23 protein-coding genes are annotated in these 22,600 nt (G+C 71.6%); 11 read left to right on the forward strand and 12 right to left on the reverse strand.

The annotated features are described in order from the left end of the window. Positions 1-4 precede the first annotated feature (4 nt). The 4 genes from ACFT4A_RS00215 (at position 5) to ACFT4A_RS00230 (ending at position 3,962) form a co-directional block, all read left to right on the forward strand. Positions 5-763: an SDR family oxidoreductase gene (locus ACFT4A_RS00215; protein ID WP_193482095.1), complete on the forward strand. Its 759-nt coding sequence runs from the start codon at positions 5-7 to the stop codon at positions 761-763. A 189-nt stretch (positions 764-952) separates the two neighbouring features. Next, the gene (locus ACFT4A_RS00220) at positions 953-2,539 is read left to right on the forward strand and encodes an ABC transporter substrate-binding protein (protein ID WP_382824490.1); all 1,587 of its coding nucleotides are present in this window, start codon (positions 953-955) and stop codon (positions 2,537-2,539) included. A gap of 92 nt (positions 2,540-2,631) precedes the next feature. Beyond that, complete coding sequence (gene ung / locus ACFT4A_RS00225) at positions 2,632-3,315, forward strand: uracil-DNA glycosylase (RefSeq protein ID WP_382824492.1); 684 nt, start codon at positions 2,632-2,634, stop codon at positions 3,313-3,315. Between the two features lie 128 nt (positions 3,316-3,443). Further along, positions 3,444-3,962, forward strand: a complete 519-nt coding sequence (locus ACFT4A_RS00230) for a hypothetical protein (RefSeq protein ID WP_382824493.1) — start codon at positions 3,444-3,446, stop codon at positions 3,960-3,962. A 9-nt stretch (positions 3,963-3,971) separates the two neighbouring features. Here the strand turns inward: ACFT4A_RS00230 and ACFT4A_RS00235 are convergent, their stop codons facing one another. From ACFT4A_RS00235 to ACFT4A_RS00245, 3 genes are all read right to left on the reverse strand, one after another. Beyond that, the gene (locus ACFT4A_RS00235) at positions 3,972-4,475 is read right to left on the reverse strand and encodes a hypothetical protein (RefSeq protein ID WP_382824495.1); all 504 of its coding nucleotides are present in this window, start codon (positions 4,473-4,475) and stop codon (positions 3,972-3,974) included. 112 nt (positions 4,476-4,587) lie between these two features. After that, positions 4,588-5,100, reverse strand: a complete 513-nt coding sequence (locus ACFT4A_RS00240) for a DinB family protein (RefSeq protein WP_382824497.1) — start codon at positions 5,098-5,100, stop codon at positions 4,588-4,590. 42 nt (positions 5,101-5,142) lie between these two features. After that, on the reverse strand, positions 5,143-5,733 hold the full coding sequence (locus tag ACFT4A_RS00245; RefSeq protein WP_382824499.1) for a TetR/AcrR family transcriptional regulator: 591 nt from the start codon (positions 5,731-5,733) through the stop codon (positions 5,143-5,145). Positions 5,734-5,819: 86 nt separating this feature from the next. Between ACFT4A_RS00245 and ACFT4A_RS00250 the strand changes: the two genes are divergently transcribed. Together ACFT4A_RS00250 and ACFT4A_RS00255 are read left to right on the forward strand one after the other, a co-directional pair. Beyond that, entirely contained in the window at positions 5,820-7,004 is a 1,185-nt protein-coding gene (locus ACFT4A_RS00250) for an FAD-dependent monooxygenase (protein ID WP_382824500.1), read from the forward strand. Between the two features lie 12 nt (positions 7,005-7,016). Further along, positions 7,017-7,922 carry a Gfo/Idh/MocA family protein gene (locus ACFT4A_RS00255; RefSeq protein ID WP_382824502.1) on the forward strand — a complete coding sequence of 302 codons (906 nt, stop codon included), beginning with the start codon at positions 7,017-7,019 and terminating at the stop codon, positions 7,920-7,922. Here the strand turns inward: ACFT4A_RS00255 and lnt are convergent. The 5 genes from lnt to ACFT4A_RS00280 all read right to left on the reverse strand — a co-directional run bounded on the left by lnt (position 7,846) and on the right by ACFT4A_RS00280 (position 11,824). Beyond that, positions 7,846-9,420 carry an apolipoprotein N-acyltransferase gene (gene lnt / locus ACFT4A_RS00260; RefSeq protein WP_382824504.1) on the reverse strand — a complete coding sequence of 525 codons (1,575 nt, stop codon included), beginning with the start codon at positions 9,418-9,420 and terminating at the stop codon, positions 7,846-7,848. The two genes, ACFT4A_RS00255 and lnt, sit on opposite strands and share 77 nt — an antisense overlap. A 69-nt stretch (positions 9,421-9,489) precedes the next feature. Continuing rightward, entirely contained in the window at positions 9,490-9,960 is a 471-nt protein-coding gene (locus tag ACFT4A_RS00265; protein WP_382824506.1) for a nuclear transport factor 2 family protein, read from the reverse strand. A gap of 82 nt (positions 9,961-10,042) precedes the next feature. Continuing rightward, positions 10,043-10,222, reverse strand: coding sequence for a hypothetical protein (locus ACFT4A_RS00270; RefSeq protein WP_215122774.1), 180 nt, complete (start codon positions 10,220-10,222; stop codon positions 10,043-10,045). 96 nt (positions 10,223-10,318) lie between these two features. Then, complete coding sequence (locus tag ACFT4A_RS00275) at positions 10,319-11,194, reverse strand: undecaprenyl-diphosphate phosphatase (RefSeq protein WP_382824509.1); 876 nt, start codon at positions 11,192-11,194, stop codon at positions 10,319-10,321. A gap of 159 nt (positions 11,195-11,353) precedes the next feature. Continuing rightward, on the reverse strand, positions 11,354-11,824 hold the full coding sequence (locus ACFT4A_RS00280) for a winged helix-turn-helix transcriptional regulator (RefSeq protein ID WP_382824511.1): 471 nt from the start codon (positions 11,822-11,824) through the stop codon (positions 11,354-11,356). A 104-nt stretch (positions 11,825-11,928) separates the two neighbouring features. Here ACFT4A_RS00280 and ACFT4A_RS00285 point away from each other — a divergent pair, with 104 nt between their 5' ends. Beyond that, positions 11,929-13,098 (forward strand): thiolase family protein, encoded by a 1,170-nt coding sequence (locus tag ACFT4A_RS00285; RefSeq protein ID WP_382824513.1) that lies wholly within the window; start codon positions 11,929-11,931, stop codon positions 13,096-13,098. Positions 13,099-13,137: 39 nt separating this feature from the next. On the opposite strand, the gene ACFT4A_RS00290 is transcribed toward ACFT4A_RS00285, so the two are convergent. Then, positions 13,138-13,929 (reverse strand): TVP38/TMEM64 family protein, encoded by a 792-nt coding sequence (locus ACFT4A_RS00290; protein ID WP_382824515.1) that lies wholly within the window; start codon positions 13,927-13,929, stop codon positions 13,138-13,140. A 334-nt stretch (positions 13,930-14,263) separates the two neighbouring features. Between ACFT4A_RS00290 and tuf the strand changes: the two genes are divergently transcribed. Further along, on the forward strand, positions 14,264-15,433 hold the full coding sequence (gene tuf / locus ACFT4A_RS00295) for an elongation factor Tu (protein WP_382824516.1): 1,170 nt from the start codon (positions 14,264-14,266) through the stop codon (positions 15,431-15,433). A gap of 87 nt (positions 15,434-15,520) precedes the next feature. Next, positions 15,521-16,366 (forward strand): spermidine synthase, encoded by an 846-nt coding sequence (locus ACFT4A_RS00300; protein ID WP_382824518.1) that lies wholly within the window; start codon positions 15,521-15,523, stop codon positions 16,364-16,366. On the opposite strand, the gene ACFT4A_RS00305 is transcribed toward ACFT4A_RS00300, so the two are convergent. Next, a complete protein-coding gene (locus ACFT4A_RS00305) occupies positions 16,328-17,614 on the reverse strand; it encodes an MFS transporter (RefSeq protein ID WP_382824520.1) in 1,287 nt (428 codons plus the stop codon). The genes ACFT4A_RS00300 and ACFT4A_RS00305 overlap by 39 nt on opposite strands. Positions 17,615-17,674: 60 nt before the next feature. After that, the gene (locus ACFT4A_RS00310; RefSeq protein WP_382824522.1) at positions 17,675-18,691 is read right to left on the reverse strand and encodes a hypothetical protein; all 1,017 of its coding nucleotides are present in this window, start codon (positions 18,689-18,691) and stop codon (positions 17,675-17,677) included. Positions 18,692-18,865: 174 nt separating this feature from the next. Here ACFT4A_RS00310 and ACFT4A_RS00315 point away from each other — a divergent pair, with 174 nt between their 5' ends. Further along, positions 18,866-19,318, forward strand: a complete 453-nt coding sequence (locus tag ACFT4A_RS00315; protein WP_382824523.1) for a DUF4442 domain-containing protein — start codon at positions 18,866-18,868, stop codon at positions 19,316-19,318. Between the two features lie 66 nt (positions 19,319-19,384). Here ACFT4A_RS00315 and galU read toward each other — a convergent pair whose 3' ends face one another. Next, on the reverse strand, positions 19,385-20,359 hold the full coding sequence (galU, locus tag ACFT4A_RS00320) for a UTP--glucose-1-phosphate uridylyltransferase GalU (RefSeq protein WP_382824525.1): 975 nt from the start codon (positions 20,357-20,359) through the stop codon (positions 19,385-19,387). Between the two features lie 349 nt (positions 20,360-20,708). Here galU and ACFT4A_RS00325 point away from each other — a divergent pair, with 349 nt between their 5' ends. Continuing rightward, positions 20,709-22,547: a ricin-type beta-trefoil lectin domain protein gene (locus ACFT4A_RS00325; RefSeq protein ID WP_382824526.1), complete on the forward strand. Its 1,839-nt coding sequence runs from the start codon at positions 20,709-20,711 to the stop codon at positions 22,545-22,547. Positions 22,548-22,600: the final 53 nt, after the last annotated feature.

Below are 22,600 nucleotides of genomic sequence, written 5' to 3' on the forward strand. Positions count from 1 at the left end.
AGACATGACTTCCGTGGAACTCTCCGGCAAGGTCGCCCTCGTCACGGGCGGCAGCCGCGGCATCGGCTACGGCGTCGCCGAGGCGCTCGTCGCGCGCGGCGACCGCGTGTGCGTCACCGGCCGCAACGAGGACTCCCTCAAGGAGGCCGTCGAACAGCTCGGCGCCGACCGCGCGATCTATGTCGCGGGCAAGGCGCACGACGAGGCCCACCAGGCCGTCGCCGTCGAGCGCACGATGGAGGCCTTCGGCCGCGTCGACTTCCTGGTCAACAACGCCGGTACGAACCCGGTGTTCGGGCCGATCGCCGACCTCGACCTGAACGTCGCGCGCAAGGTCTTCGAGACCAACGTGGTCTCCGCGCTCGGCTTCGCCCAGAAGACCTGGCACGCCTGGCAGAAGGACAACGGCGGCGCCATCGTCAACATCGCCTCGGTCGCCGGCCTCTCGCCCTCGCCGTTCATCGGCGCGTACGGCATCAGCAAGGCGGCGATGATCAACCTGACGGTGCAGCTCGCGCACGAGTACGCGCCCAAGGTGCGGGTCAACGCGATCGCCCCGGCCGTCGTGAAGACCAAGTTCGCGCAGGCCCTGTACGAGGGCCGGGAGGAGGAGGCCGCCGCGGCCTACCCGCTCGGCCGCCTCGGCGTGCCCTCCGACATCGGCGGCGCGGCCGCGTTCCTCACCTCCGGGCAGTCCGACTGGGTCACCGGCCAGACGCTCGTCGTGGACGGCGGCATCTTCCTCAACGCCGGCACGGGCTGACGCACGCGGTTCGGCACGGGCGCCCCTGGACACCAGCGGCGCCCGTGCCGACGTAAAGCCCTCGCAAAGGGCGATGACAACGTCGTCAAAGGTTTATCGATCAAGGAGTCATGCACCGGGAGGGGCGGCGGGCCGGGCACTGCGGTATGGTCTGCCGACCCTTGGTATGGCAGATCGAGGAGCGTGCGCGTGTTCAACCGGAACCGATGCCTGCGGCAGGTGGCGGCCATCGCGTCCATATCGTCCCTTCTCGCCGGGTGTGGCGTGTTGTCGTCCGACACCCCGGAGGACGAGGGGCCGATCGTCGTGGGCACCACCAGTGCGCCCAGCACGCTCGATCCCGCGGCGTCGTGGGACAGCTCCTGGGAGTTGTTCCGCAACATCTACCAGACGCTGCTGAGCTATCCGACGGGCGCGAGCGACCCCCAGCCGGACGCCGCCGAGCAGTGCGGCTTCAGCGACTCCTCGAACCAGGTGTACCGCTGCGAGCTGCGCGAGGGCCTGAAGTTCTCCAACGGCGACGCGCTGGACGCCCAGGCGGTCAAGTACTCCTTCGACCGGATCCGCAAGATCAACGTCAACGGCGGCCCCGCCGGTCTGCTGGGCAGCCTCGAGCGGGTCCAGGCACCGAACGAGCGTGAGGTGATCTTCCACCTCAACAAGCCCGACGCGACCTTCCCGTTCGTGCTCGCCACCCCCGCCATGTCGATCGTCTCCCCGCAGGCCTACCCGGAGAACTCCCTGCGCAAGGGCGGCGACGCCGTCGGGTCCGGGCCCTACACGCTCGACTCGTACGAGGAGGGCAAGGAGGCCGCCCTCGTCCGCAACGACGGTTACAAGGGCTACGCGGAGCGCCGGAACGACGCGGTGACCATCCGCTACTTCCAGGACTCCGGCGCCATGGTCAAGGCCCTGCGCGACGAGCAGATCGACGTGACCTACCGCGGTCTGGCCGCCGGCGACGTCGTCGACCTCCAGAGCAAGTCCTCCAACGAGGAGGAGATCCAGCTCGTCGACGGCACGGGCACGGACATCAACTACCTGGTGTTCAACCCGAAGGACTCCTGGGCCAAGCGCAAGCCCGTGCGCCAGGCCATCGCGCAGGTCATCGACCGGGCGGCGATCACGCACAAGGTCTACAAGGACACCGTCGACCCGCTGTACTCCATGGTCCCCAAGGGCCTCGCGGGCCACACCACGGGCTTCTTCGACGACTACGGCGACCCCGACGTCGACAAGGCCCGCGAGATCCTCAGCGACGCGGGCATCAACCAGCGGGTCCCGCTCACCTTCTGGTACACGAGCGACCGCTACGGCTCCGAGACCGCCGAGGAGTTCAAGGAGCTGAAGCGCCAGCTCGAGGCCTCCGGCCTCTTCACGATCAGCCTGAAGAGCCGCCCCTGGAAGACGTACGTCGAGGGCTACCAGAAGGGCGAGTACCCGGTGTTCGGGCGTGGCTGGTTCCCCGACTTCCCGGACGCCGAGAACTTCATCGCGCCGTTCGTCGGCGAGCAGAACGCCCTCGGAACGCCCTACCCGGCCCCCGAGATCACCGGCGACCTGCTGCCCCGCTCGCGCCGCGAGAGCGACCGCGCGAACGTGGAGAAGGAGTTCGAGGAGGCCCAGCGGATCCTGGTGGACGACGCGCGACTGCTGCCGCTGTGGCAGGGCAGGCAGTACGTGGCCGCCAGCAGGGACGTCTCGGGCGCGGAGCGGGCCCTGGACCCGTCGACGATCATGATGATGTGGGAGCTGCACCGCAAGACCGCCTGGTAGGCGGGTCGGCACCGGGCTTCCCGGGCACGTTGTCAGTGGTCGCCTGTAGGTTCTGAGGCCTGGAAGTGACCGCACATCGTGAGGACGTTGACGTGACCGACACCGCCATGCTGCCCGAGTCCTGGCGCGGGGTTCTGGGCGACGAGCTGCAGCAGCCCTATTTCAAGGAGCTGACGGAGTTCGTCGAGGAGGAGCGGGCGAAGGGTCCCGTGCATCCGCCGCGGGAGGAGGTCTTCGCCGCGCTGGACGCCACGCCGTACGAGAAGGTGAAGGTCCTGATCCTCGGTCAGGACCCTTACCACGGAGAGGGCCAGGGGCACGGGCTGTGCTTCTCGGTCCGGCCGGGTGTGCGGATCCCGCCGTCCCTGCGCAACATCTACAAGGAGATGCACGAGGAGCTGGGCGCGCCGGTCCCGGACAACGGCTATCTGATGCCGTGGGCCGAACAGGGCGTCCTGCTGCTCAACGCGGTGCTCACGGTCCGGGGCGGCGAGGCCAACTCGCACAAGGGCCGCGGCTGGGAGAGGTTCACCGACGCCGTGATCCGCGCGGTCGCCGACCGGCCCGACCCGGCGGTGTTCGTGCTGTGGGGGAACTACGCGCAGAAGAAGCTCCCGCTGATCGACGAGTCGCGGCATGTGGTGGTCAAGGGCGCGCATCCGTCGCCGCTGTCGGCGAAGAAGTTCTTCGGCTCGCGTCCGTTCACGCAGATCGACGCTGCGGTGGCCGCGCAGGGGCACGAGCCGATCGACTGGACGATCCCGAACCTGGGCTGAGGACGGGCGGCGGACGGCGGGGCCTTCCTCCCGGAAGGCCCCGCGCGTACGGACCGGCCTGAGCCGCATCGCCTCCCTCTCCGGTTAGCGTCGGAGGATCAGCCGGCGAGTGCGCGGAGGGCGTGGCGATGGAGCGACAGGAGCAGACGGCGCCGGACACCGTGCTGACACGGATCGGGCAGGTCGTCATGCTGCACCACGCGGGGGACCGGGAGGAGGCCCGGCACCGGTTCCTGGACCTGTGGGCGGAGATCGGGGAGCACGGCGACCCCCTGCACCGCTGCACCCTCGCGCACTACCTGGCCGACACGCAGGACGACCCCGGGGACGAACTGGCCTGGGACCTGCGTGCGTTGACGGCGGCGCAGGAGATCTCCGAGGACGGCCGGCCCGCCTCGCCCGAAGGCGCTCTCGCGGTGCGCGCGTTCTACCCGTCCCTGCACCTGAACCTGGCCGACGACTACCTCAAGCTCGGCCAGTGCGACGCGGCCCGCACCCATCTGCGACGGGCCAGGAGAACTGCCGCCGCCCTCGCCGACGACAGGTACGGCGACGGCGTGTGGGCCGCCATCGAACGGCTGGAGTCCCGGCTCGGGGAAGGCGGCGGAGGGACCGAGTCCTGGACGCCGCCCCGGCAGCGGCCCTGAGCCGGTCGGTCAACGCCGGTACGTGTCACGGCAGATCGTCGACTCCGGGCTGTCCGCCCGCCACCCCCCGTAGCGCGTGCCCAGCGCGCACACGTCCGCGCTCTTCGGGACGTTCTTGTGGACGTCCTGCCGTACCGACTCGGAGACGTCGGGCAGGTCGGCGGGTGGCCGCTGCGGGCTGCGCGGGGCCGGTGCCCGGCGCTCCGGGCGGGCGGGGCGCGGGCGGGCGTCGAGCGTGCCGGACGGCCGCTGCTCCTGCCGCGGCGAGGCCGACGGGGGCGTGGTCCGTCGGGGCGCGGACGCGGACGGCTCCGGGCGGCGCGACCCCTCGATGAGTTCCAGGGCCTCCCGGGCCGGTGCCTGCACGACCTGCTCCTCCGGCCGGGGCGCGGGCGGCCGGGACGGTGCCGCCGGCGGCCCGGGAACGGGGGGATCCTGGACCGTCACACAGCCGGAGAGGGCCGAGACCGCCACGGTCACCAGGAGCGTCGCTGTGGTCGTCGTTCGATGCACCCGCGCAACTCTGGTGCGTCCGGCCCCTGGTGGGACAGCGGACAGGCGGAGGATGCCCCGCACGGGTGATGTCCCGCCCCGTACGGAGGTCGCCGGTGGGTCGTGGGTGACGTCAGTCGCCGGTCGAGCCGTCGAGGCGCTCGCGGATCAGATCGGCGTGGCCGTTGTGCCGGGCGTACTCCTCGATCATGTGGGTGTAGATCCAGCGCAGGTTGAACTGCTCGCCGGTGCGGCGGTGTCTGCCCTCGGAGAGATCGTCCAGGGCGAAGCGGGCGGCGTTGCGCCGGGCGGTCTCGATCTCGGCCTGCCAGGTGGCATACGCCTCCTGGTAGGTGTCCGCCTCGGTCAGATGGAACTCGCCGTCCCGGTCCTCGTCGCTGTAGTAGATCGGCGGCGCGTCCTCGTTCGTCAGCACCTTGCGGAACCAGCCCCGCTCCACCTCCGCCATGTGCCGCACCAGCCCCATCAGGGACAGTTCGGAGGGCTCCACGGAGGCTTTCCTGAGCTGTTCGTCGCTCAGGCCCTCGCATTTCCAGGCGAGAGTATTCCGGTGATAGTCGAGCCAGCCTTCCAGCATGGCGCGTTCGGCGGCGTCGGTGGCGGGTTCGGTGCGCTCGATGGTCATGCCCGCATCCTTTCCCGACTCGCCCGGACGGACCAGGGGTTTTCAGTCGCCGAGCATCCCCGCGAGCAGTTCCCGCAGCCCGGCCCGTACCTCCTCCAGGCTCGGCGTCCCGGAACCGAACGACCCCGCGACACAGCTGAACATCAGCCCGTCCGCCCAGGCGATCAGCGACAGCGTGTGCCGGGCCGGGTCCGTCGAACCCATCCCCGTGACCAGGGCGGTGAGCCGGTCGCGGAAGCGGGCGCCCGTCGCGTCGAAGTAGGCCCGCAGTTCGGGGCGGCGGGTCGCCTCCAGGGCCAGTTCGTAGCGGGCGAGCGTGAGGGCGCGGTTGTCCGTCAGGGCGCGATGGGTCGCCAGGGCCAGGACGCTGGCGAGGGAGTCGGTCCCGGACCGGGGGTCCGGCAGCTCGTGCAGGGCCAGGACCCGGGCCTCGCGGTCGGCCAGGCGCCGCACCGCCAGTTCCAGCAGGGCCTGCCGGGTCCGCGCGAGGTTCGAGGTGGAGCCCTGGGGGAGTCCGGCCGTCTCGTCGACCGCCCGGTGCGTGAGGCCCCGCATCCCGCGCTCGGCGAGCAGGGCGAGGGCGGTGTCGGCGACGAGGTCGGCGCGGGAGGGGCCGGTGGTGCTTACGGACATGAGGCTCACGCTACCCGTCTCACTACGGCTGTAGTAATGTCGAACGCGAACTACACCTGTAGTCGACGCGGTGTCGAGGAGGAGCCATGGCACAGTCGAGGAGGGCCGTCGTGATCGGCGGCGGTATCGGAGGCCTCGCCGCAGGGGCAGCCCTGCACCGGCGCGGCTGGCATGTCACCGTGCTGGAGCGCGCCCGCTCGCTGGAGCCGGTCGGCGCCGCCATCTCCCTCGCTCCCAACTCCCTGCGCGCGCTGGACGTCATCGGCCTCGGCGACGAGATCCGCGGCCTCGCCGCCTGGGCGGGGGACGGCGGACTGCGCACCCCGTCCGGCCGGTGGCTCTCGCGCTCCTCGGCCGACGCCGCCGCCGAGCGCTTCGGCGGCCCGCTCGTGCTGCTGCACCGCGCCACCCTCGTCGAGCGCCTGGCCGCACAGCTCCCGCCGGGCGGCGTCCGCACGGACGCCGCCGCGACCCTCGCCGACAGAGGCGACACCGACCGGCCCGCCCGGGTCACCACCGAGGACGGCGAGTTGGAGGCCGACCTGGTGGTGGGCGCCGACGGGGTCCGGTCCGCCGTACGCCGGGCGCTCTTCCCCGGCCACCCGGGGACGGTGTACTCGGGGTTCACCACCTGGCGGGTCGTGATCCCCGTCCCCGGTGCCGAGTTCGCCTCGCACGAGACCTGGGGGAGGGGCCGCATCTGGGGCACGCACCCACTCAAGGACGGCCGTGTCTACGCCTACGCCGCCGCCATGACGCCCGCCGGCGGAAGCGCGCCCGACGACGAGAAGGCCGAGCTGCTGCGTCTCTTCGGCGACTGGCACGACCCGATCCCCGCCGTGCTGGCCGCCGCCCGCCCCGACGACATCCTGCGCCACGACGTCCACCACATCGCCGAGCCCCTGCCCGCCTACCACCACGGCCGGGCTGCCCTTGTCGGCGACGCCGCGCACGCCATGCCCCCGACCCTCGGCCAGGGCGGCAATCAAGCCATCGAGGACGCGATCGTCCTCGCCCACCACTGCGACGACCTCCCCGCCTACACCGCCGCCCGGCTGCCGCGTACGACCGCCGTCGCACGGAAGGCCGTCAAGGTCGCCCGCCTCAACCTCATGACCAGCCGCGCCGGGATCGCCGTACGCGACACGGCCGTGGCCGCGCTGTCGAAGGCCGGGCCCGCCCTGTTCCTGCGCGGCTTCGACGGCATCGCCGACTGGCGGCCCCCGCACCAGCCGTATGCTTCCGAGCAGACCCCGGCAGGCAACCGCTAGAGGAGAACCCCCGTGAAGGTCGGCTGCATCGGACTCGGCGACATCGCGCAGAAGGCCTACCTCCCGGTCCTCGCCTTCCAGCCCGGGATCGAACTGCACCTGCAGACCCGCACGCCCGCCACCCTCGACCGGGTCGCCGACGGCCTCCACGTCCCGAGGGAGCGGCGCCACACCACCCTCGACTCCCTGCTCGACCAAGGCCTCGACGCCGCCTTCGTGCACGCGCCCACGCTCGCGCACCCGGAGATCGTGACGCGGCTGCTGGAAGCGGGCGTACCGACGTACGTCGACAAGCCGCTGGCCTACGAACTCGACGACTCCGCGCGGCTGGTGGCGCTCGCCGAGGAGCGGGACGTGAGCCTCGCCGTCGGGTTCAACCGGCGCTACGCCCCCGGCTACGCGCAGTGCGCCGACCATCCGCGCGAGCTGATCCTGATGCAGAAGAACCGCATCGGGCTGCCGGAGGAGCCGCGCACGATGATCCTCGACGACTTCATCCACGTCGTCGACACCCTGCGGTTCCTGGTGCCCGGCGAGGTCGACGACGTGACCGTGCGCGCCCGCGTCCGGGACGGCCTGCTGCACCATCTGGTACTCCAGCTCGCCGGGGACGGCTTCACGGCGCTGGGTGTGATGAACCGGCTCAGCGGTTCGGCCGAGGAGATCCTCGAGGTGTCCGGGCAGGACACCAAGCGGCAGGTGGTCAACCTCGCCGAGGTGGTCGACCACAAGGGGCAGCCGACCGTGCGGCGGCGCGGGGACTGGGTGCCGGTGGCCCGGCAGCGCGGGATCGAGCAGGCGGTGCTGGCGTTCCTGGACGCCGTCCGCGCCGGGAAGGTGCTCAGCGCCCGGGACGCGCTGGAGACCCATGAGCTGTGCGAGCGGGTCGTACGCGCGGTTCAGGAGCGGACCGCCTGAGCCGCAGGGTCCGTACGCCCTCGCCGGCGGCCCAGGCGGCGAGGATCAGCAGCGCCCCGTGCACCGTCCAGTCGCCGAGGCGGACGTACGGCGTCGTGCCGTGGGCGAGGGGCACCTCGTAGACGTGCGCGGCGGACGCGTCCGTCCCCAGCCACGGCCCGATCCGCAGGCCGCTCGGGCCGTAGACGGCCGAGACACCCGTCAGCGTCGCGTGGACCATCGGGCGGCCGGTCTCGGCGGCACGCAGCGCGGCCAGTGAGGCGTGCTGCTCGGGCGCCCAGCTCCGCTGGAAGGTGGACGTCGACGACTGGCCGACCAGCACGTCGGCGCCTTCCCGGGCGAGGTGGCGGGTCATGTCCGGGAAGGCGGTCTCGAAGCACACCATCGGGCCGACGCGCAGCCCGTTCCCCACGTTCATCACGACCGGCTGGGTGCCGCGCCTGCGGTCCTCGCCGGCCGCCTTGCCGACGGAGGTGGCCCAGCCGAGCAGGGAACGGGCCGGGACGTACTCGCCGAACGGCACCAGCCGCATCTTGTCGTAGCGCTCGCCGGTCAGGCCGTCCGGGCCGATCAGGATCGAGCTCTTGTAGATGCCGGGCTTGTCGGAGCGCCGGGCGTCGACGTTGACCAGGATGCCGGCGTCCGTCGCGCGGGAGAGCGCCGCGAGCCGCCGGGCGAGGTCGGGCCGGTTCCCGAGGTCGAAGCCGACGCTGCTCTCGCCCCAGACGATCAGGTCGAGGTCCTGCCCGGCGAGCCGGCGGGTGAGCTGTTCCTCCCGGTCGAAGCGGCGGTCCGCGCTCTTGCCGCCGTCGACGACGCCCGGCTGGACCACGGCGATCCTGACCTCGCCGTCGACGTCCGGGCGGGGTGCGAAGGACCAGGCCGCCGAGGTGGCGGCGGCCGTGGCGACGAGACCGGCCACGGCGGGCACGCGGGCCCGTTCGACCGCCACCAGGACGGCGAGGGCGACGTTGACGGCGACGATCAGGAAGCTCAGCAGCCACACGCCGCCGACCGAGGCGAGCCGCAGTGCCGGTTCCACCTGCCACTGGCTGGAGCCGAGCATGCCCCAGGGGCCGCCGAGGCCCTGCCAGGAGCGGACCAGCTCGACGGCCAGCCAGCCGGACGGCAGGACGAGAAGCGCGACCGCGATCCGCCGCCGCGAGGGCGCGCCTGCCAGCAGCCGGTGTGCGAGCCGGCCCCACAGGGCCCACAGGGCGCCGAGCAGCGCGGCGAGGACGAAGGTGAAGACGTGCAGGAAGGGGAGCAGCCAGTGGTGCATCGCCAGCATGAAGCCGAAGCCGCCGTACCAGCCGTCGTACGCCGCGCGTTTGCCGGTCGGCGCGGTGCGCAGCAGCAGGAGCCAGGGGACCAACGCTACGTAGGCGAACCACCACAGGGACGGGGCGGGGTAGGCGAGTACGGGAAGAGCGCCCGCGATCACGGTGGCGACCGAGCGCCGCCACGGGGAGGCGAGCCAGTGGCCGAGCGTCTTCATAGGCGCCTCCTACCCCGCGGGTGCCTCCAGTGTGCGCCCTGCGGACGATCTAGGACAGAGGACGCCGGGTCAGTTGATCACAGGTGTCTTCCGCCGCTCGGGAAGGCGTCGCCACTTCTCCTGGACGACCACAGCGCTCAGCCGCCAGCCGTCGCCCGTGCGCAGCAGCGCGAAGGAGTACCGGCCGCCGCACACGAAGTCGGGTGCGGGGCCCGCGGTGGCCATGGGGTTGACGTAGTCGGCCTGGACCTGGGCCGTGTCGCCGGTGTCCTGTTCCCAGATCCCGAAGCGCACCCGCCGGTTGACGATCAGGTGCTGTCGCATGGTGAACAGGCGCATGCTCTCGGCGAGCCAGGAGGCGACTGCCGTGGCCTCTCCCTCGATGCCGCCGGCCGAGCGGTAGTCCGCCCGCCCCTCTGGGGCGAACAGGCCTCGGTACGCCTTCCAGTCGCCGTCGTCGACCGCCACCGCGTAGTCGGTGATCAGTTCGTCGACCGCCAGCCGGTCCCTCACGGTGGCGAGCTCTACGCGCTGCGTCATCGGCTCAGTGTTGGGCATGGCGGGGGTGGAGCCAAGGGGTGGGACGAAAAAGGGCAGTTGAGTGAGGAGGGGCCGGGGGCGATCAGGCCGCTTCGACGACCTCGCCGCGGATCGCGGCCGCCCACTCGACGACCAGGAATTCGTACTCCGCGCGCTCCTCGGCGGACAGCTTGCCGCCCGTGCGCAGCCACAGCGCACGGATCTCCTCGTTGACCTCGGCAGCGGACCGCACGGAACCAGGGATCGAGAAATCGGGGGACATGCGGACAGCCTAGGGGCACCCACTGACAGACCGCTACCGGACGGCTACGGGAACGCTATGCGGTTGGTCACGAGACGCGGCTCACAGGCCGCCGAATCAGCCCGCCGACTCGGCCGCGTGCGGGCTGAGCTCACCCATCGACACCAGGACGATGATGAGGATGCCGAGAGCGATGCGGTAGTAGACGAACGGCATGAAGCTCTTGGTCGTAATGAACTTCATGAACCACGCGATCACCGCGTATCCGACCGCGAAGGCGATGACCGTCGCGAAGATCGTCGGACCCCATGAGACATGGCCGCCCTCCGTCGCGTCCTTGAGCTCGAACAGGCCGGACGCGAGCACCGCGGGGATGGCGAGCAGGAAGGAGTAGCGGGCCGCGGCCTCGCGCGTGTAGCCCATGAAGAGGCCGCCGCTGATGGTGGCGCCGGAGCGGGAGACGCCCGGGATCAGGGCCATGGCCTGGCAGGCGCCGTAGATCAGTCCGTCCCGGACGCCCAGGTCCTCCAGGGCCTTGCGCTGCTTGGGCGCGCGATGGCGGCCGCTCTTCTCGTCCCGGGCGGCGAGCCGGTCGGCGATGCCCAGGACGATGCCCATGCCGATCAGCATCGTCGCCGTGAGCCGCAGGTCGCGGAACGGTCCCTCGATCTGGTCCTTCAGCGTCACGCCGAGCACACCGATCGGGATCGAGCCGACGATGACGAGCCAGCCCATCCGCGCGTCGGGGTCGCCGCGCAGTTCCTTGTTGGTGAGCGAGCGCGTCCACGCGGACAGGATCCGCCCGATGTCCTTGCGGAAGTAGATCAGCACGGCGGCCTCGGTGCCGATCTGAGTGATCGCCGTGAAGGCCGCGCCCGGGTCCTCCCATCCCGAGAAGGCCGCCGTCAGGCGCAGATGCGCGCTGGAGGAGACGGGGAGGAACTCGGTCAGCCCCTGGACGAGTCCGAGGATGAGTGATTCGAACCAAGACATGAGGTAGCGGAGTCCAAGTGCCGATGCGGGACGGACGACGGGCACACCGGGTCACCGTATGAGATGACTGTGGGATCAGGTGTACCGAGGGGGAAGCGTAGCGTCCCCGGATGAACCCCTGGGACGCAGGGGTTCGGCAGGCGCTCCGCGGCGGCCGGATCAGGCCGCCGTCGGGCCGGTCACCGTCCAGCCGGGCGCCTGGGGGCGGGCCGTGAGGTCCTCGTGGCGCACCTCGTCTCCGCAGGCCCGGCAGGTGACGGCCGGGGTGAGTGCCCGGCCACAGGAGTGCTCGAGGATCATCGGGCGGTCGCCGTCCGTCCGCAGATGGCGGTCGCCCCACGCCATGAGGGTCATCAGCACCGGCTCCAGCTCCAGCCCCGCCTGCGAGGGCCGGTACTCGAAGCGCTGCGGGCGCTCGCTGTAGGGCTCCTTGCTCAGGATCCCGGCGTCGACGAGCCGGCGCAGCCGGGTGGCGAGGATGTCGCGCGGGGCGCCGATGTTGCGCACCAGCTGATCGAAACGGCCGTTGCCGAGGCACACCTCCCGCAGCACGAGCAGGGAGTACTTCTCGCCCACGAGCGCGAGGGTGTCGGCGATGGAGCAGGGGCGCGGGTCTTTGCTGGCGGCCATGGACCTCAGTCTAGGAGAGGGTTGGATTTTCCAACCCGCAGGGCTACGGTGAGTTCGGATTTCCTACTCGCTGGTAGTCCCCGTTGGCCATGGAGGAGCGCACCATGCGTGACGCAGTCATCGTCGGAGCCGTACGCACCCCGATCGGCAAGGGCAAGGAGAACGGCGCCCTCGCGCACGTCCACCCCGTGGAGCTGCTCGCCCACACCCTGCGCACCCTCGTCGAGCGGTCCGGCGTCGACCCTGCGCTGATCGACGACGTCATCGGCGGCACCGTCGACCAGGTCGGCGAGCAGGCCATGAACACCACCCGCTACGCCGTCCTCGCGGCGGGCTTCCCCGAGTCGGTGCCCGCGACCACCGTGGACCGCCAGTGCGGCTCCTCGCAGCAGGCCGTGCACTTCGCGGCGCAGGGCGTGCTCTCGGGCGCGTACGACCTCGTGGTGGCCTGCGGGGTCGAGTCGATGAGCCGGGTGCCGATGTGGTCGAACGTGCCCGCGGGTAAAGATCCCTTCGGCCCCGGTGTCGCCGAGCGGTACCCCGAGGGGCTCGTCCCGCAGGGCATCAGCGCCGAGCTGATCGCCGCCAAGTGGTCGATCGGCCGTGAGCGGATGGACGCCTTCGCGCTCTCCTCGCACCGGAAGGCCGCCGTGGCCTGGGAGAACGGGCTCTTCGACGTGGAGATCGCGCCCCTGGAGGGCGTCACACGCGACGAGTGCGTACGGCCCGGCAGCACCGCCGAGATCCTCGCCGGGCTCAAGCCCGCCTACTACGATCCCGGTTTCGCCGAACGCTTCCCGCAGATCGAGTGGAACGTCACGGCGGGCAACGCCAGCCCGGTCAACGACGGCGCCTCGGCCGTGCTCATCACGTCGAGCGAGACGGCGGCCCGGCTCGGCCTGCGCCCGCTCGCCCGGCTGCACAGCTTCGCCGTCACCGGCTCCGACCCGCTGCTGATGCTGACCGGTGTCGTACCGGCGACCGAGAAGGTGCTGCGCAAGGCGTCGCTGACCCTCGACGACATCGACCTGTTCGAGGTCAACGAGGCGTTCTCCAGTGTCGTACTGGCCTGGCAGCAGGAGACCGGCGCGGACCTCGCCCGGGTCAACGTGCACGGCGGCGCCATCGCGCTGGGCCATCCCCTCGGCGCGAGCGGGACCCGTCTGACGACGACGCTCGTGCACGCGATGCGGGAACGGGGCGCCCGGTACGCGCTCCAGACGATGTGCGAGGCGGGCGGGCTCGCCAACGCCATGGTGCTCGAACGGGTGTGACCTGACCGGGGCGCGGCCCCGGTCAGGCGTAACGGTTCGTCAGAGGCGGCGCAGCTGGTGCCGCTTGCGCCACGCCACCACCACGCCCACCAGCGCGGGCACGGCGATGCAGGCCAGGGCGATCAGGAAGGCGGGGGACGTCGGAGTGGAGGCGCGGGCGCCGGCGACGGCGTAGGCGGCGGTGTTCGGGATCGAGCCGAGGCCCGTCGCCAGCAGGAACGGCAGCAGGCCCATACGGGAGAAGGAGGCGCAGTAGTTCGCGGCCCAGAACGGCACACCGGGGAACAGCCGCACCACCATCATCGAGCGGAAGCCGTGCCGGCTGAGCTGGCCGTCCGCGGCCTTCAGCCAGCGCCCGCGTAGCAGCGGCCGCAGGGCGTCCTGGCCGAGCGCCCGGCCCAGGCAGAAGGCGATGCCGGCACCGAGCACCGTGCCCGCCAGGGCCGTGCCGGTGCCCAGCTGGGAACCGAACAGCGCGCCCGCCGCGAGGTTCAGCAGCGGCCTCGGCACGAACGCCACGGTGCACACGCCGTACGCCACCGCGAACACCACCGCCGCCGCGGCTCCGCCGAGCTGCGGTGGCCAGCCCTCCGTCAGCAGCCGCTGCGGCTCGAACAGCAGCACCGCGCAGGCGCCTCCGGCGAGCAGGGCGACGAGCAGGGACAGCCGCGACCAGGGGGAGAGCAGAACTCTCGTGCAGCGAGCGGCGAAACGGGTCGGTGTGACGGGCGAGGCGGTCGTTGCCGGGGAAGCGGCGACGGCGAGCTCCGCGGTGCTGGCCCGGGGAGAGGCCGTGGCGGTGCCCCCAGAGCGGGTGGTGGCATCGAGCATCCGGCGACACTAACCGACATATGTGTGTGATCGCCGTATGGTTCGTCTCACCAGGGTCACAGGCAGTTGAACGCTTTCTTGCGGGCGGCCCCCCGAAAACCATTCGACGTGCGGTAAAGAGTCGGCAAGGATCGACGTCATGTTCCGGCAGGCCTTCACCCTCGCAGCATCCGTGGTCACGGATGCCCCGAAGGCTGCCGTCGTAGCTCCCACAGCCGTTGCAGACGGCGCCCGAAGCTGACCCTCTCCGGTTCGTCCGGTCGGACCCCGCAAGGGGAGGGTCGGGCAGGTCCTCGGGGTCCCACTTCATGACTAGACGCTTCGAGGTACAGCCATGCCCAAGACGGCCTACGTCCGCACGAAACCGCATCTCAACATCGGCACTATGGGTCATGTCGACCACGGCAAGACCACCCTGACCGCCGCCATCACCAAGGTCCTCGCCGACCGCGGCAACGGCGCGTTCGTGCCGTTCGACCGGATCGACCGGGCGCCCGAGGAGGCGGCGCGCGGCATCACCATCAACATCGCGCACGTGGAGTACGAGACCGACACACGGCACTACGCGCATGTCGACATGCCGGGCCATGCCGACTACGTCAAGAACATGGTCACCGGCGCCGCGCAGCTGGACGGAGCGATCCTCGTCGTCTCCGCGCTCGACGGGATCATGCCGCAGACCGCCGAACACGTACTGCTCGCCCGGCAGGTGGGCGTCGACCACATCGTCGTCGCCCTCAACAAGGCCGACGCCGGTGACGAGGAGCTGACCGACCTGGTCGAGCTGGAGGTACGCGACCTGCTCACCGCGCACGGCTACGGCGGTGACTCCGTACCCGTCGTACGCGTCTCCGGTCTGAAGGCGCTGGAGGGCGACCCACGCTGGACGGCGTCCATCGAGGCGCTGCTCGACGCGGTCGACACGTATGTGCCGATGCCGGAGCGGTATCTGGACGCGCCGTTCCTGCTGTCCGTGGAGAACGTGCTGACCATCACCGGGCGAGGGACCGTGGTGACCGGTGCGGTGGAGCGGGGCACGGTGCGGGTCGGGGACCGGGTCGAGGTGCTCGGGGCTTCCGTCGAGACGGTGGTCACCGGGCTGGAGACCTTCGGCAGGCCGATGGAGGAGGCGCAGGCCGGGGACAGTGTGGCGTTGCTGCTGCGGGGGGTGGCGCGGGATGTCGTCCGGCGGGGGCATGTGGTCGCCGCGCCGGGGAGTGTCGTGCCCAGTCGTCGGTTCACCGCGCAGGTGTATGTGCTGTCCGCGCGTGAGGGCGGGCGTACGACCGCGGTGTCCAGTGGGTATCGGCCGCAGTTCTATATCCGTACGGCGGATGTGGTGGGGGATGTCGACCTCGGTGTGGTCGGCGTCGCGCGGCCTGGTGACACGGTTGTCATGACCGTGGAGTTGGGGCGGGAGGTGCCGTTGGAGGCCGGGCTCGGGTTCGCCATTCGTGAAGGTGGCAGGACTGTGGGGGCGGGGACCGTGACCGTGGTGGGTTGAGGTGGTGGGGGACTGCGGGACCGGTTGTGGCTGGTCGCGCAGTTCCCCGCGCCCCTCAGGCTCGTTGCCCAACGGCACAATGGAGGGGTGAACGAAGCCATTCCATTTGCCCGGTCCGTCGATCACGGGTTCGCCAAGCTGATGCCCGACGTCGACCGGGCGAGGGCCTGGTTGCTGACCGTCGACGGGGCGCCTCAGTCGTATGTCGATCTGGACGAGCCGGCGCATCTGGAGTTCGAGTACACACGGCGGCTCGGGCATGTGCTGGACGTCGTGGCGGAGCCGGGGCGGGTGCTGGACGTGGTGCATCTCGGGGGTGGGGCGTTCACGTTGCCCCGGTACGTGGCCGCGACCCGGCCCGGGTCCCGGCAGGACGTCGTCGAGGCGGACAGCGGGCTGCTGGAGCTGGTGGCCGAGCATCTGCCGTTGCCGGAGGGCGCCCGGGTCACGTCGCACGCGGCCGACGCGCGGGAGTGGCTGGAGAAGGCCGCGGCGGACTCGGCCGATGTGATCGTCGCCGATGTGTTCGGAGGTTCGCGGGTGCCGGCGCACCTCACGTCCGTTCCCTATGTCCGTGAGGCCGCGCGGGTGCTGCGCGGCGACGGGGTCTATCTCGCCAACCTTCCCGACGCCGCGCCGTTCGCCTTTCTGCGGTCCCAGCTCGCCACCTTGGCCACGAAGTTCGAGGAGCTCGTGCTGATCGCCGAGCCGGGGGTGCTGCGGGGGCGGCGGTTCGGGAACGCGGTGCTCGCTGCGGGGCATCACCCGCTCGACATCGCCGCCCTGGCGCGGCTCACGGCCGCCGACGCCTTTCCGGCCCGGGTCGAACACGGCGCTTCTCTGCGGCAGTTCATCGGGGGAGCGCCGGCGGTGCGGGACGAGGACGCCGTGCCGTCACCCGAGCCCCCCGACGGGGCGTTCGGTATCGGCTGACGCGTGCTCGATGCCGCCGTGGGCCACCGAGGTGGTCCTCCGTCGGAGGTTACGTACGTCCGGTACGCACAGCGTGGCGGCCGTGACCAGGACGACCAGGCCCGCACAGCCCCACAACGCCGTCGTACGGCCGAACGCCTCCTCCGCCGGGCCCGCCCCGGCCGTGGCGAGCGGTGACAGCGCGACGGAGCCGAACCAGTCGTACGCCGAGACACGGGAGAGCTTGTCCTCGGGGATCTCCTGGTGCAGTGCCGTCATCCAGGAGACGCCGAACACCTCGACGGTCGCGCCCGCCACGAACATCACCGCGAACAGGACCCCGACGGGGACCGGGACGGCGAGTGCGGCCGCGGGCAGGGCCAGCGGGAACACGCACAGGGTGCCCGCGAGGAGCAGGCGGCGGGGTTTCCAGCGGGTCATCAGCAGGGCACCGGCGACCGTGCCCGCCCCGAACGCCGCGAGGGCGAGGCCCCAGGGGCCCGCGCCGCCGAGATGGTCGCGGGCGACGAGCGGGCCGTACACCGCTTCGGCGGCGGCCACCACGGCGTTGGCGATCGAGAACTGCAGGACGACGGCCCACAGCCAGGGCCGGCCGGCGAACTCCCGCCAGCCCTCCCGCAGATCGGCGAGCATCCCGCCGCCCGGTGCGCGCGGCGCGATGTGGCCGACGTCGAGGAAGGCGCGCAGCGCACCGGCGAGCGCGAAGGCCGCGGCGTCCGCCGCGAGCACCCAGCCGGGCCCGATCGCGGCGACCATGGCACCGCCGAGCGCGGCACCGCCGAGGGCCGCGCCCTGCATCGCCATACGAAACACCGCGAACGCGCGGCCCGCCTGCTCTCCGTCGACCGAGGACATCAGCATGCCCTCGGCGGCCGGTCCGAAGAAGGCCTGGCCGGTCCCGCCCAGGGCGGCGAGCAGCATCATCTGCCACAGCAGGGGCTCCCCGGTCAGCACGAGCGCGGCGAAGAGGGCCTGCGAAAGGCAGTTCAGGGCGTTGGCCGCGACCATCACATGGTGCCGGGGCAGCCGGTCCGCGACGGCGCCGCCGATCAGCAGGAACAGCACCAGCGGGAGTGTCCGCGCCGCCGCGACCAGGCCGACGTCACCGCTGTCACCGCCCGTTTCGAGAACGGCGAACGCCGCCGCGACCAGGGCGCCGTGGCTGCCCAGATTGGTGACGACCGCGGCGGCGGTCAGCAGGGAGTAGTTGCGGCCCGCCCAGGCGGGGCGACGAGTGGTGGTGGGCACCCGGTGACTATCGGCGGGGCCCGGTAGCCCTGCCAAGCGATTTATCGCGGCCCCCGCAAGTCACGCCCCCTGGGGGCCCTCCTTGGTCAGGCGCACGGTGCCGAGGATCTTCTGGACGGTCGCCTCGGACAGTTCGTCCTTGACGCCCTTGGCGCCGTACAGGTTCCAGGTGACGAAGTCGCCCGCGCCGTTCTTGAAGGCGAAGGTGATCGCCTTGCCGTCGCTGTCGCACTTGCCGTTCTGGGGGGTGTTCTCCGAGTGCGCCGTGGCGACGCTGCCCTTGATGCCCGACTTGGTGGTGTACGGCTTGGGCTTGGTGAACTTCACGCTCTTCTTGTCCGGCTGGGTGTAGCCGCCGAAGATCCACCACGGCACGCGGGTCTCGGCCGCCTCGTCCGTGTTCTTCGCGCCGTCCTCACCGCGGGTGCCGACGGTGGCCAGGGCGGTCTCGTCCTCGCGGCCGTCCTTGTCGTCGTCGCTCGTGCACCACTTGGACTTCAGATAGGCGGGGGCGGTGACGCTGGTGCGGTCCATCTCCCCGTCCTTCTTCTCCCACTCGAAGCCCACGCTGGTACCGGGAGTCTCGATCTCCCAGTCGGCGGGGACGTCGAACTCGGTGCCGAAGCGCGTGTTGACGACGACCTTCCAGCCGGGGATGGTCGCCTTCTCCTCCTCACCACCGCGCGGGTTGCTCCCGGAAGCGGAGGCGCTCGGCTCGTCGGAGGACTCCTTGGAGGCGGCCGGGGTCGGCTTCTTGTCGGTCTTCCCGTCAGCCGTGTCGTCCTTGTCGCCGCCCAGCACCAGGAAGCCGGTGACGCCGGCCGCCACGACCACCGCCGTGGCCGCGATGATCGCGACCAGCTTCGTCCGGTTGCCGCCGCCACCGCCCTGCGGCGGCTGGGGCGCGCCGGCCGGCGCCGGGGCGCCCCACTGCGGCTGCTGCCCGTAGGCGCCCGGCTGCTGTTGCTGATAGCCCGGCTGCTGGTACGGATTCGGTTGCTGGTACCCCGGCTGCTGGTACGGGTTGTTCGCTTGCGGGTTCTGCTCGCCCCCGGGCGGCTGCTGTCCTGGCCACATGGGCAGTCACCCTAGCCGCGCTCCGGACACGATTCGGTCACTGCCCATGGACGGAGACGTAGCAACCCGGGGACGATGCGGCGCGAACCGGCGCGTGGCGGACCGATGCGGCGGTCGTCACACGGCCTGGTCAGGGCCTGGCCAGGGGTCTCTACTCGTGAGTAACATGCGGGCATGAGCGCAGACCAGATGTCCATCGGCGAGATGCTCGCCGCCACGGTGCCCATGGCCCGGACCCTGAACCTCGAGTTTCTCGAGACCACGCCGGAGCGCGCGGTGGTGTCCTTGCCGGACCAGGGCGACTACCACAACCACGTGGGCGGGCCGCACGCCGGCGCGATGTTCACGCTCGGCGAGTCCGCGAGCGGGGCGATCGTGCTGGCCGCGTTCGGTGACCAGCTCTCGCGTGCCGTGCCGCTCGCCGTCAGTGCCGAGATCGCCTACAAGAAGCTGGCGATGGGCGCGGTCACGGCGACCGCGACCCTCGGCCGTCCGGCCGCCGAGGTCGTCGCCGAACTGGACGCGGGCGGGCGTCCCGAGTTTCCGGTGGCCATCGCCATCCAGCGGGCCGATGGTGCCGTGACCGGTGAGATGACGGTCGTCTGGACGCTGCGTCCCAACGGCTGATTCCGCTGTCGCGTGGCTGAGGCCCCGGTCGAGGGGTGAACCCCGGGCCGGGGCCCTCGCGTTGCCTCAGGCCGCGACGTGCCGGTGTGCGGGGGGTGCCGGGTGTGCGGGGTGGGCGTCGTCCAGCTCCGCGACGAACCCCTTGAGCCAGGCCACGAACTCCGGCCCCAGGTCGGGCCGGTCGCAGGCCAGCCGGACCACCGTGCGCAGGTAGTCGGCCTTGTCCCCGGTGTCGTAGCGCAGGCCCTTGAAGACGACTCCGTGCACCGTGCCGCCCGCGGCCAGCTCCTGGAGGGCGTCGGTCAGCTGGATCTCGCCGCCCCGGCCCGGCGGGGTGCGCTCCAGGACACCGAAGACGGCCGGGTCGAGGATGTAGCGCCCGATGACGGCGTAGCGGCTCGGCGCGTCCTGCCGGGCCGGCTTCTCGACCAGGCCGGTGACCCGGACGACGTCCTCCTCGCCGGTCGGTTCGACGGCGGCGCAGCCGTAGAGGTGGATCTGCTCCGGCGGGACCTCCAGCAGGGCGACCACGCTGCCGAGATGGTGGTCGCGGACATCGAGCATCCGGCTCAGCAGTGTCTCGCGCGGGTCGATCAGGTCGTCGCCGAGAAGAACGGCGAAGGGCTGGTCGCCGACGTGCCGGCGGGCGCACAGCACGGCGTGGCCGAGGCCGAGCGGGTCGCCCTGCCGGATGTGGTGGATGCTCGCCAGCCCGGCCGGGTCGCGCACCGCGTCCAGGCGCACGGTGTCGCCCTTGGCGGCGAGGGCCTGCTCCAGTTCGAAGGCGTGGTCGAAGTGGTCCTCGATGGCTCGCTTGTGCCGGCCGGTGACCATGAGGACGTCGTCGAGTCCCGCCGCTGCCGCTTCCTCGACGACGTACTGGATGGCCGGCTTGTCGACGACCGGCAGCATCTCCTTGGGCGTCGCCTTCGTGGCGGGCAGGAAGCGGGTGCCGAGGCCGGCGGCCGGGACGACCGCCTTGCGGACGGTGCGGGCGGTTCGGGCGGGGGTGACCGGGGTGGAGGGGTGGGGGGCGATCATGCGGCCCATGCTGACCCGCGGAGATGAGAGCGCGCCGAGAGTCACATGGGAGTGCGCTGTGAGTTGGAGATTTCGTGGACCAACCGCCTTTGTGTGCACACAACTTGAGGCTCGTCGCGATGCGATTTTCGAATGCCGGTGCGGATACCGCCGGTAACATATCTGAATTCCCGGCGTTTTGAACTTGGGTCATCCGAACTCCTTGTTACCTGTGAGTCGCATGTGCGAAAGTGAGCCGCCTCACACCCAAGTCCGCGACTGACGCGGCATAGGTATGCACCAATCACGCACCTGCTTTCCGACGGACGCGCAATTCGCATGCCGTCTGCGGCTGGAAGGAAATGGTTCAGTGCAATCCCCGTACCCCCCACGCCCGCCGTACCCGCCGCGCCCCGGAGCGGGGCCCGCGGAGTCCGACCGCAACCTTCTGGCCCGGGTCGGCGAACCCGGTGAAGGTCCGCGCGCCGTCGCGCTGTTGCTGTCGCGGCACTGGCGGGCCGTCCACGAGTACGCCGTGATCTGTCTGGCGTCCTCGGAGGACTCGGCGTCCATGGCGGCCGCGGCCGCCTTCCGCCGGGAACTCGCCGGGCCGGGAGGCGGTGCGCTGCGCCCGCGCCTGCTCGCGGCCGTACGGGACACGGTCCGGGAGTGGGCCGCCGACGACGGCATTTCCATCGTGCTGCCGGAACTCCGCAAACCGGTCGGGGCTCGTGGTCTGCGTGCCGCCCGGCCCACGACACCCGAAAGGCGGCGCCTCGCGGAACGTGCATTCCGGTCCCTTCCGGGGGCTTCCCAATGCCTGCTCTGGCACACGGAGGTCGAGGCCGAGCCCATATCCGTACCGGCCGGTCTGCTGGGGGTGGACCCCCGTACCGCGTCGGGCGCTCTGGAGCAGGCGCGCGAGCAATTCCGGACGGGGTGCGTACGGGCGCACCGGGAACTCGCGCCGACGCAGGAATGCCGGTACTACAACCGCTTGCTGGACGTTCCGATGCGCCGGGGCGGGGCTCTGCTGCCGGATGTGCAACGGCATCTCATGGCCTGCCGCTACTGCCGTCACGCCGCCGAGCAACTCAGCCATTTCGAGGGCGGTCTGGAGGACCTGCTCGTCGAGACCGTGCTCGGCTGGGGCGCCCGCCGCTACCTCGAATCGCGGCCGGGCCGCGACGGGGTGCCGAACGCCCTTCCCGCACACCCGGCCGGTGGCCGCCACCGCCTGCGGGCGCACGCCCTGCCTGCCGGCGGCCGGCTCGGGCCCCCCAGGAAACACACGAAGGCACTGGCCGCCGCGATCGGGCTGACCTCCCTCGTGCTGCTCGCGACCCTGCTCGCCACCCGGGGCTGGTCGGAGGAGGGCGGTAGCGCCGACCCCCAGGCCACCTGGGGAGCGGTCAGTGGACACTCCGTCGACCCGGGCGACGCGGGATCCTCGTCCGCGGAGCCCTCCCCGTCCGGCGTCCCGTCGGCCGCCTCCGCGGACCGTCCCGTCGAGATCGCCCGTGGGCGGCTGCGCAACCTCGACGCCGGACTGTGCCTCGACGTCCGGGGCGGCCGGCTCCGGGCCGACGCCCGTATCGTGCTGACCGCCTGCTCCGACGGGTCCCCGCAGTGGTCGTACCAGGACGACGGCCTGCTGCGCAGTGCCGCCGACCCGACGCTCTGCCTCGGCTCCGACGAGGGGTCGGTCGGTCTGGCCGGGTGTCTCGTGCACGCCGGAGTCGTGCGCTACGACCTGACCGTGCGCGGCGAACTCCTGCCGCGCGGCGGCAAGGGACTGGCCGTCGCGCCCGGAAAGGGTCGGCATGTGATCGTCACCGGGCGGGACGGATCCGAGGCGCAGCGCTGGGCGCTGGAACCGGCGGTCGTTCGCGAGGAGGCGGGGGAGTCCCGGCGGAAACGGCCCCAGGACTCCCGGGTCGTGCCGCCGGAGAAGCACCGGGAGAAGAAGGAGGGGCCGTACGCGGATGCCCCCTCGGCACATCCGCCCCAGCCCCCGAGGGCCAAGTCCGAGCGGCAACTCCCGCCCGACCGGTACGAGCCGCGCATCGCCCAGGTCACCTGCTGCGACGAACCCGACCCGAGCCCGGCCCCCGACACCACGGCCGCGCCCGGCCCCGACGTACTGGGGCGAGCGACCGCCGGCGTGGCAAGGACCGCACTGACGCTGCACGCCGCGACGCTTCCGTAGGGCCGGAGGGCGTCGGCCTGCTCCTGTGGCCGGGGCGTCGGGGGTCCCCGCAG

The organism is Streptomyces sp. NPDC057099 (assembly GCF_042671245.1).
Taxonomy (GTDB): domain Bacteria; phylum Actinomycetota; class Actinomycetes; order Streptomycetales; family Streptomycetaceae; genus Streptomyces; species Streptomyces purpurascens.